Genomic DNA, 544 nt, shown 5'->3' with positions numbered 1-544 from the left:
TTTATGAACGTCATGCAGTTTGTTACGCAACAACCGGAGCAAAAGAAAGCGGAGTTGCACGAGCAATATATTGATATTCAGGTACTGCTGGCGGGTGAAGAACGTATTCTGTTCGGGATGACCGATTCTGCTCGCCAGTGCGATGAGATGCATGTTGAGGATGACTATCAGCTGTGCAGCGAGATTGCCGATGAGCAGGCGATCGTACTGAAGCCGGGAAGATTTGCGATTTTTATGCCGGGCGAGCCGCATAAACCGGGCTGTGTGGTGCAAGCCCCGATGGACATTAAAAAGGTGGTGATTAAGGTGCGCGCCAGCTTATTACACGTCTGACAGACCGTGTCGGATGGCAAGGCTTGTGCCATCCGACACTGGATAGAACAACCTAGCGCTTAAACGTCACCGCTTCCGGTTGTGCCAGATGCAGCGTGGTCTGGCTTGGCACCGTTTCAGCAATGACTCGCCCGTGACGAATGGAATAACGTGCAGGCGTCTGGCGACGAACCGCATCAAACCCATTTTCTGCCGCTAAAATTACCAGATT

General features: G+C 52.0%; 1 protein-coding gene and 1 pseudogene. One reads left to right on the top strand and one right to left on the bottom strand.

Features of this window, described 5'->3' with window-relative positions; all coding sequences use genetic code 11:
* Nucleotides 1-333 (top strand): N-acetylneuraminate anomerase (nanQ, locus tag JTI85_RS19750; RefSeq protein WP_255574905.1); only part of this gene is annotated, 333 nt, incomplete at its 5' end.
* 52 nt (nt 334-385) lie between these two features.
* Here nanQ and JTI85_RS21625 read toward each other — a convergent pair.
* Nucleotides 386-544 (bottom strand): annotated as a pseudogene (locus JTI85_RS21625) (cytosine deaminase); the annotation flags it as partial.

It is taken from the genome of Citrobacter sp. Colony219, assembly GCF_019382635.1.
Taxonomy (GTDB): Bacteria; Pseudomonadota; Gammaproteobacteria; order Enterobacterales; family Enterobacteriaceae; genus Citrobacter; species Citrobacter youngae.
This window is presented reverse-complemented; position numbering and strand designations above follow the sequence as displayed.